6 protein-coding genes and 1 pseudogene are annotated in these 9,285 nt (G+C 68.7%); 6 read left to right on the top strand and 1 reads right to left on the bottom strand.

Annotated elements, in window-relative coordinates; translation table 11 throughout:
* A pseudogene (locus G6024_RS01955) lies at window positions 1-339 on the top strand (hypothetical protein); the annotation flags it as partial.
* A gap of 644 nt (window positions 340-983) precedes the next feature.
* Here G6024_RS01955 and ku read toward each other — a convergent pair.
* Window positions 984-2,087 (bottom strand): non-homologous end joining protein Ku, encoded by a 1,104-nt coding sequence (ku, locus tag G6024_RS01950; RefSeq protein ID WP_159147796.1) that lies wholly within the window; start codon window positions 2,085-2,087, stop codon window positions 984-986.
* A 72-nt stretch (window positions 2,088-2,159) separates the two neighbouring features.
* Here ku and G6024_RS01945 point away from each other — a divergent pair, with 72 nt between their 5' ends.
* The 5 genes from G6024_RS01945 to G6024_RS01925 all read left to right on the top strand — a co-directional run bounded on the left by G6024_RS01945 (window position 2,160) and on the right by G6024_RS01925 (window position 9,094).
* Entirely contained in the window at window positions 2,160-2,927 is a 768-nt protein-coding gene (locus G6024_RS01945; protein WP_235027723.1) for a TSUP family transporter, read from the top strand.
* Between the two features lie 72 nt (window positions 2,928-2,999).
* On the top strand, window positions 3,000-3,557 hold the full coding sequence (locus G6024_RS01940) for a hypothetical protein (protein ID WP_235027722.1): 558 nt from the start codon (window positions 3,000-3,002) through the stop codon (window positions 3,555-3,557).
* A gap of 550 nt (window positions 3,558-4,107) precedes the next feature.
* Window positions 4,108-5,073 carry an NADP-dependent oxidoreductase gene (locus G6024_RS01935; protein WP_159147787.1) on the top strand — a complete coding sequence of 322 codons (966 nt, stop codon included), beginning with the start codon at window positions 4,108-4,110 and terminating at the stop codon, window positions 5,071-5,073.
* Between the two features lie 94 nt (window positions 5,074-5,167).
* A complete protein-coding gene (locus G6024_RS01930) occupies window positions 5,168-6,112 on the top strand; it encodes a DUF4268 domain-containing protein (RefSeq protein WP_159147785.1) in 945 nt (314 codons plus the stop codon).
* A gap of 312 nt (window positions 6,113-6,424) precedes the next feature.
* Window positions 6,425-9,094: an ATP-dependent DNA ligase gene (locus tag G6024_RS01925; RefSeq protein ID WP_159147782.1), complete on the top strand. Its 2,670-nt coding sequence runs from the start codon at window positions 6,425-6,427 to the stop codon at window positions 9,092-9,094.
* Window positions 9,095-9,285 lie beyond the last annotated feature (191 nt).

The raw sequence follows: 9,285 nt of genomic DNA, 5'->3' as shown, positions 1-9,285 counted from the left end.
CTGACCGCCGAGACCATTCCGCCGCCGATCCCCGACGCGTTGACCGTGGCGACGCGCTTCGCCCAGCTCGCCCAGACGCTGGCGCCGCAGCTACCGGCGGACGTCATCGGCGCGGTCCGGGACCGGGCACGTGTGGCTGACGCTCCGGAGGGCATGGCCGAGCTGTGCGAGGCGGTGCTGCTCGACTGCGACGCCGCCACCGGCATCCGCACCGAGGTCCGCAAGCACGGGCCGGCGTCCGCGCTCTACGCCGCCGCGGCCATGACAGCGGCGGTCTTCAGCCGGTGGGCCACGCACACCGGGGACTCGATGGCTGAGGTCATCGCCGCGCACGCCTGAGGGGCGGGCGCGAGCGGCCCGTTCCCGGTACCGCATGACCCGCGCAGCTCACCGAGTGGTCACAAAGGCAGCTCTTCAGACCTTTCGACCTGCGAGAACTTGAGCGGGTGTGACCACTCGGCGGTCCCCGCAAGTGCAACTTCTTCGCCCTCCTTTGCCACGGCCATTTTGGCGGGCGCCTTCGTCGCTGCGGCACTTCCGACCGATGTTCTTCCGGCCGAGCTGCTCGCGCTCACCGTGCTGGCGGCCTCACTGGCGGAGCCGGTGCGCTCGTCGTCGTTGTCGTCGTTCTCTATACGCCCCGGCGCTCCGCGCCCAGGTAGGCCAGCACCGCCACCACCTGGGCGCGTGGCCGTGAGTAGCGTCGGCTCCTCCTCCGGCGAAGTGCGGCGAGTGGTTGGCCGGGATCTCCTGACTCACCGCCCCGCGGGCGACCGCGTCTCGATAGCGGGCGGGATCGACCGAGCCGACGGTCGGCGGGGCTGGAGGGGTGGCCATGACGACCAGCTTGCCCCTCACGAGCGGAGAGTTGCACCGGTCCGGGGCTCACCGAGTGGGCGCAAACGCAGCCGTTCCGGCGATGTGTCCTGGGAAAACGTGGGCAGGTGTGACCGCGCGATGGGACTGCTGCGCGGAGGGGACGGTCAGGCCGACTTCTTGGCCGGCGTCTTGCGGGCCGTCGACTTCTTCGCCGGGGCCTTCTTGGCCGTGGACTTTGAGGCTGTCGACTTCTTGGCCGTGCTCGAGCCGGAGCTGCCGGAGTCCGACTTGGAGGACGTCGACTTCTTGGCAGTCGACTTCCTCGCCGCGGCCTTTTTGGCGGGCGCCTTCTTCGCCGCAGTCTTCCTGGCCGGGGCCTTCTTTGCCGAGCTACTTCCGCTCTTCCTGCTGGTGGTCTTCTTGGCGGAGCCGGAGTCCTCGTCGTCGTCCTCGTCGTCCTGGTCGTCGGCGTCGTCCGCCTTACCGCCCCGGTCCTTCACACTCGCCCGCAGAGCCGCGAGGAGATCGGCCACCTCGTCGTCGCCGTCATCGTCGCCCGAGGTGTCCTTCTCCTCCACCGTGAACGCCTCACCGCCGGCCGCCTTGGCCTCGATCAACTCCTTGAGCTGATTCTGGTAGTCGTCCTCGTACTTCTCCGGCTCGAAATCCGCCGCCATCGTCTCGATCAGCGAGGCCGCCATCTTGACCTCCTGCGGCCGGACCTTGGCCTCCTTGTCCAGGCCCTCGAGGATCGCCGGGCGGATCTCATCCGGCCACAACAGCGTCTGCAGCATCAGCACGTCCTTGTACACCCGCAGGGCGCAGAGGCGAGTGCGATTGCGCAGCGTGAACGTGCAGATGGCGAGCCGGTCCGTCTGCTGCAGCGCCTCGCGCATCAGCACGTACGCCCGGTTGGAGCGCGACGCCGGCTCCAGGAAATAGGCGTTGTCGAAGGCCACCGGATCCACCTGGTCCGCCGGGACGAACTCCGTCACCTCGATCTCGTGCGACTGCTCCACCGGCAGGCTCGCCAGGTCCTCCTTGGTGAGGATGACCATCTCGCCGTCCTCCGACTCGTACGCCTTGGCGATATCGGAGAACTCGACCTCCTCGCCGTTGTCGTCCCGCACCTTCTTGTAGCGGATGCGCACGCCGTCCTTCTTGTCGACCTGCCGCGCGTGCAGATCATGGTCCTCCGTCGCCGAATACACCTTGACCGGCACGTTCACCAGACCAAAGGAGACCTCGCCCTTCCAGATGGATCGCATGGGATGAGTATGCGATATCGGGGCGTGTGGCGCCGCCGGTCGCAGTCAGGCGCACCTGGAATGCTGAGGTGCATGCCCGCCGACGTCGGTCCCCTCCTCCTGCTGGTTGCGGCGGCGTCCGTCATCCTGGGCACGGTCCTGCAGCGGGTCAGCGGAATGGGCGTCGGGCTGGTGGTCTCCCCGACGTTGGCGCTGCTGCTGGGGCCCGTCGCCGGAGTGCTGCTGACCAACATCACGACCACCGTCTCCGCGGCACTCATCGCGCTCACGCTGCGGCGTGACATCGACTGGCGGCGATACGTGAGCCTCGCGCCGCTGATCGTCGCGGGGTCCGTACCCGGTGCGCTTCTGGTCGGCGCTGCCGACCGCAGCTGGCTCGAGGTGGTGATCGGCGCTGCTCTGCTGGGCACACTCGTCTTCACCGCTCTCGTCCGCGTCCCGCAGGTGGGCGGCCGGTGGCCGGCTGCGGTCGCCGGGACGGCCGGAGGATTCCTCAACACCGCGGTGGGCGTGGCCGCGCCCGCGATGCTCGTCTACGCGCAGGCGACGGGCTGGAACCAGCGGTCCTTCGCCGCCACCCTGCAGCCGATCTTCTTCACCATGGGCGCGACCTCCGTCATCACCAAGGTCGGCCTCGGAGCCGCGCCCATCTCCGGGCTGCCGCCGATCGGCATGATCGGGCTCGTCGTGGCGATGGTTCCGATCGGCATTCTCCTGGGCGGCATGGTGGCCACGCGGGTGTCCGCGACGGTGGGGCGACGGGTCGCCGTCGTCGTCGTCACCCTCGGGGCTCTCACCCTCCTAGGACGAGGGATCGGGGGGTTGGCCGGGGTCCTCTGACCGGGGGGCGGACCTCGCCGTGACGGCCGACGCGCCGCGGGCCTGTTCGCGCCGAGGGGACACAATGGGGCCATGGCATCCCCGGAACAGCGCGCACAATACGAACGATTCGCCCCGCTCCTGGTCCGAGAAGGCGTCGACCTACAGACCGCGACCGTCGCCGACCTCCAGGCCGGCATGGAACGCGCGCAGCAGCGCCACAAGGCCGCCGTCGAGCAGGTCCGGGCCGTTCTCTACGCCCACGAACGGGGCGACACCTCGGCCGCCGGCGAGCTCCTCGAAGCCCTGGAGCTGACCGCCGACGCCTCTCCCCCGCCGATCCCCGACGCCCTGACCGTGGCCTCCCGCTTCGCGCAGCTCGCCCAGTCGGTGGCGCCGGAGCTGCCCGCCGCCGTCATCGCCACCGTCCGCGACAGCGCACGGCTACCCGACGCCCCGGACGGAATGGCCGGCCTGTGCGATGCGGTACTGCTCGACTGCGACGCAACCTCCGGCATGCGCACCGTGATCGGCGAGCACGGGCTGGCCTCCGCCCTCTACGCGGCCGCGGCCATGACCAGCGCGGCGTTCACCCTGTGGTCGAAACAGTCCGGGGAGTCGATGGACGAGCTCATCGGTAGCCACGCCTGACCGGCGACGTGGCCACGCGGGTGTCGGTGACGGTGGGGCGAGGACCCAGCCAACCGGCGGCAGAAGCGTCCTACCGGGACGTGCGGCACCCGCGATGACGCGTCTACCTCCTCTCGGAGTCGATCGACGCTCTCGCCATCACGATCAGTACCGCTAGGCCGACAGCCAGACCGACACACAGCACAGCTGCCGCCGTCGGAAGACCTTGGCTGCCCCAGGTGCTTCCCGCGATCACCATCATCACCGCGCACAGAGCGGCAAGGCCCTGCCGCGACATTGCGCGCAGCGTCTCCGAAACGAATTGTCTTGCTGCCATGGCGCCTCCGATCCCGCTAGAACTGCCCTCTGCTGTTCGACCCTCCCAGAGAGGTGCAGCCCGCGCAGCAGGCTCGGCCAACCGTGCTGCTTTCCCGGCATCGTTCATCGCCATGACGGGGCCCGGCCGGAATGTTCAACACGGGCACGTGGTTACTCGGCGGGGAAGCAGTCACTCGTACCACCAATCCAGCGGAGCCGTCCCGACTTACGGGTCCCGCGGGAAAGAGGAACAATGACCGTCTCAACCAGCACCGTCCGTGCCGTCGGAGTGACGACCTACGGGGGCCCCGACGCCCTGCAGGTCGTTGATGTTCCCGCCCAGGAACTCGGGCCGACCGACGTTCGCGTGCGCGTCACGGCCGCCACCGTCAACCCCACCGACACCTACACGCGCAACGGTTCTCGTTCGAAGACCGGAACCCCGCGTGGAGCTGCCGACGTCCCGGGCATGGACATCGCCGGAGAACTCGTCGAGATCGGCGAGAACGCGCAGACCTCCCTGTCGGTCGGCGACCAGGTGATGGGGATCGTGGTCCCCCGCGACGAGCACGGTGCGTACCGCGAGGACATCGTCCTGCCTGCACAGTCGATCGCCGCCGCACCCCGCGATGCCGACGACGTCGCCGCGTCGACGCTGCCGATGAACGGCCTCACCGCCCGGCGCGCTCTCGACCTGCTGGGGTTGAAGCCCGGTGAGGTGCTCGCGGTCACCGGCGCGGCCGGATCCACCGGTGGGTACGTGGTGCAGTTGGCCAAGCACGCCGGCCTCGTGGTGGTGGCCGATGCGTCGGAAGCCGACGAGGAGCTGGTGCGGTCGCTGGGCGCCGACCAGATCGTGCGGCGCGGCGACGGCGTCGCCGACCGCATCCTCGAGCTCTACCCCGACGGCGTCGATGGGCTCTTCGACGGAGCCGTGCAGGACGCCGCCGTCCTCCCCGCGGTCACAACTGGTGGCGGGGTCGCGACGGTGCGGTGGTACCAGGGCGACGGCAGCCGCGACCTCAAGGTCCACGCCGTGAGCGTGGCGGATATGGCCGAGGAGCAGGGCAAGCTCGACGAGCTACGGCAGTTGGCGGAAGACGGAGTGGTGACCCTCCGTGTTGCGGACAGCTACGCGCCCGAGGACGCGTGGCGGGCGCACGAGCGGCTTGAGGCCGGTGGGACGCGGGGGCGGTTGGTGATTGACTTCACGAAATGAGGGGTGGGGGCGCCAGCCCTGACGGTCGGTAGTTGCCGCGGCCGCCGTAACGCACCAACTCGATACCGTCCGGCTACTGGCCCGAGGAGATCTCATGTCTGCACCGCTGCCCTCCCTGGGTCGACTGTCATCTGTCCCTCCCCGAGATGTCTGGAAACACGAGGCACTGTCCTTCACGCCATGGCTCAGAGACAACGTCGACGTCCTCAACGAGGTTCTCGGCATGGACCTCGAGCTCGACGCGGCCGAGCACCCGGTCGGCAGCTTCAGCTTGGATCTGATCGGTCGCGACGTCGCCACGGATACCACGGTCATTGTGGAAAACCAGTTGGAGCAGTCTGACCACTCTCACCTCGGACAGCTCATCACCTACGCCGCGGGCACCGAGCCAACCACAATCGTCTGGATCGCTACCGAATTCCGGCCGGAGCATCGAGCCGCGCTCGATTGGCTCAATGAACGGACTGACGAGGAGACTCGATTCTTCGGCGTGGTGATCCGGGTCGTTCGAATTGGCGACTCGCAGTACGCGCCAGCCTTCGATCTGGTGGCCCAGCCCAACGACTGGGAGAAGCGCGTCAAGCGCGAAACGCGACCCGCCTCGGCGAGGGAGTCGATCTATCGCGAGTTCTGGGGCGCAGTCTTGGATCGCATCCGAGAGTCTCACCCTGACTGGACGAACGCGAGGACCACCGGCGGCAATTGGTGCGGGACCTCCTCTGGAGTGTCGAAGGTTCTCATATCCATGGTCTGGTTCGGAAACCGGCTGACCCTCCAGCTGTACTTTGAGTCGCCGGACCCCGAAACGAACTTGGAGCGCTTCAACGCCCTCCACGATCGTGCCGACCAGTTCGAAGCTGCCTTTGGTGAGCATCTCGACTGGGACGCGATGGATGGAAGAAAAGCTGCGCGAATCATTGCCACTTCAGACTTCGAGGACCTTGAGAACCGCGAAGCCTGGCCTGCTATGACCGACTGGCTCATCGACGCACAGGTCCGACTTCGCCGGGCGATCAAAGCAGTAGGGGGAATCGGTTAGGCCCGAAGAACAAACCGCTGTCGTCAACTGATCCGGTTGTCGCGCGGCGAGGTACCCCAAACGGGCCATATAGCCACCTCTGCGCGGGCCGCTTTCTTTCCCGACCAGTGATCGCCGAACCGACGACCTGTGGATTAAAAGTCCGTAGCTCCACCACCTTTGGTACGGGGGCGATGCTCCCCAATCACCGTTACCGCCGGTCTTGTCGCTTCCCCACCTATATCGGCTGGAGACGGGCACATTGCAGAATCGCCACTCAGACACGTGCGCCTGCCGGTCGCCAGCGTCCGACACAAGTGCCAGAGTGGACCCATGGCGAGCAAGGGGACCAAGGAGTCGGTCGAGGTCGACGGGCGGACCATCCGGTTCACCCACGCCGACAAGGTGCTCTACGAGGCCACCGGCACCACCAAGGCCGATGTGCTGGAGTACTACCTGGCCGTCGCCCCGCTGCTCATGACGTACGCGGGCCGGCGGCCGGTGACGCGCAAGCGTTGGCCCGACGGCACCGACGACAAGTCCTTCTTCGAGAAGAACCTCCCCTCACACGCGCCCGACTGGGTGCCGCGCGTGGCGATCGAGCACTCCTCGCGCACCGTCCGCTACCCGGTGCTGGACTCCCCCGCCACGCTCGCGTGGTTCGCGCAGCAGGCCGCGCTCGAGCTGCACGTGCCGCAGTGGACCCTGGAGAACGACGAACCGGGCCGGACACGCCGGATCGTGATCGACCTCGATCCGGGCCAGGACGTAGATCTGGATACGACGGCGAAGGTGGCCCTGCGCGTCCGCGACCTGTTGTCCGAGGCGGGACTCGACTCCTTCCCGGTGACCTCCGGGTCCAAGGGGATCCACCTCTACGCCCGCCTGGACAAAGCGGTCACCGCCGCGAGCGCATCCAAGGTCGCCAAGCAGATCGCGCAGTCGCTCGCCAAGCAGACCCCCGACCTGGTCACCGCCACCATGAAGCGCTCCATCCGCGAGGGCAAGGTGTTCGTCGACTGGAGCCAGAACAGCGGCGCCAAGACCACCGTTGCGCCGTACTCCCTGCGTGGGCGGGCCGAGCCGTGGGTCGCCGCTCCCCGCTCGTGGGAGGAACTCGGCGACGGTGGACTCGCGCACCTGCACTGGGACGACGTCCTCAAGCGGCTGGACTCCGATGGCGACCTCCTCGACGGGCTCGAAGGCACAGTCCAGAAGAAGGCCACCAAGAAGAAGTCGACCTCCTCTGCCGGTTCGGCATCGCGGGCGAAGAAATCGGGGGGCGGCAAGAAGAGCTCGTCGTCGTCTGATGACGAGGACCCCGAGCGCTCCGACACCAGCTCGACCGACGGCTCCGACGCCGCTCACTCCACGGATGTCGAGGGCTGCGACGCCGAACCCGCCAGCGAGGACGCGGTAGTCACGAGCCTGGCGGAGTACCGGCGCAAACGCGACCGCCGCAAGACGCCCGAACCGTTTGAGGGCGAGGTGGAAACCGATCGCTCCGACGGCGACGGTCCGATCTTCGTGATCCAGGAGCACCACGCCCGCCGACTGCACTTTGACCTGCGGCTCGAGCACCACGGGGTGCTGGCGTCGTGGGCCGTGCCCAAGAACCTGCCGACCGAGCCCAAGGACCGGCGGCTGGCCGTCAACACCGAGGACCACCCGCTCGGCTACGAGACGTTCGAGGGCACCATCCCCAAGGGCGAATACGGCGCCGGCCACATGACCGTCTGGGACCGCGGCACCTACGAGTGCGAGAAGTGGCGCGAGGACGAGATCATCGTGTGGCTCGACGGCGAGAAGGTCTCCGGCCGGTACGTGCTCGTGCGCACCAGCGCGGAGAAGAACCAGTGGATCGTGCAGTACATGAAGGACCAGTCGCCGGACTCCTTCTACGGCGGGCGCGACAACCGGAAGTCGTCGTATCCCGAGGGAGACAAGCGGGCGCGGTCAGGCGGCTCGTCGTCCGGCGGCTCCGGCAGCGCGGGCAAGGGGTCATCTCGGCGCTCGGGCGGCGGGGCGTCCCACGACCCGGACAGCGCCGATCGCCCCGACGCTCCCCCGCTGCCGATGATCCCCACCGCCGCCACGGTGACCGAGCTGCCGGACGACAAGTGGGCGTTCGAGGGCAAGTGGGACGGCTACCGGGTGACCATCGCGACCAGCGGCGCCGGCGGGCAGGCGCGCCTGGTCAGCCGCAACGGCAACTCGATGGACTGGCTGACCGACGGCTTCCCCGGGCTGGCCGACGCGCTCGAGCGGCCCGCGGTGATCGACGCCGAGCTGGTCATCCTGGGCTCCGACGGCGTCCCGGACTTCGCGTCCCTGGCCAAGCAGGCCGCGGCCGAGGGGCAGGACTCGTCGCTGCCCGCCGTGGAGCTATTCGTCTTCGACGTGCTGGAGGTCGACGGCGTGGACCTGCGGACCCAGGCGTGGGAGCGGCGTCGCGAGGTGCTGGACCTGCTCACCCCGGCGCTGACCGGGGTGGATCGGGTGCACGTACCGGCGGTGCTCGACGGCCCCGGCGACCGCGCCCTGGCCGAGGCGGAGGAGTTCGGCTGGGAGGGCATCGTCGCCAAGCGTCGGGACTCCCGCTACGAGTCGGGCCGGCGGTCCAAGGCGTGGCTCAAGGAGAAGCTGCTCACCACCACCGAGGCCGTAGTCGGAGGCTTGAAGCCGGGCAAGGGCGGGCGCTCCGGCTCACTCGGCTCGCTGCTGCTCGGCCTGCCCGCCGAGACGGGGCTGACCTACATCGGCCGCGTGGGCACCGGCTTCACCGACAAGCAGGCCCGCGCGCTGCTCGAGGAGCTCGAACCGCTGACGCGCAAGACCAGCCCGTTCGTCGAGCAACTGCCCGCAGACGCCCGCCGCGACGCCATCTGGGTCCTGCCCAAGCTGGTCGTGGAGGTTCGCCACCAGGGATTCACCGAGGACGGCCACATGCGCCAGTCCTCCTGGCGCGACATCCGGCGCGACAAGCTGCCCGGGGATCTGTAGGAGAGCTGCGGCAGATCTGCGGAGCAGTCAGCGTCTGAGGCCGCGGGTCCGCTCCCGTCGCGGCAAAGCCAGCCGGTTCGGCGCACCGAGCAAGTGAGTGGGATAGCGGAGGCGGCCGCCCCTCGTCGTCGTCGCACCCCGCCCCGCGGGACCGGCAGCCTAGCCTCGGTCTTTCACGGGCCGGTGACTCA

The organism is Dietzia maris (assembly GCF_014144855.1).
Taxonomy (GTDB): Bacteria; Actinomycetota; Actinomycetes; order Mycobacteriales; family Mycobacteriaceae; genus Dietzia; species Dietzia kunjamensis.
Note: the sequence above shows the minus strand (reverse complement) of the source record. Positions and strands in the feature narration are given on the sequence as shown.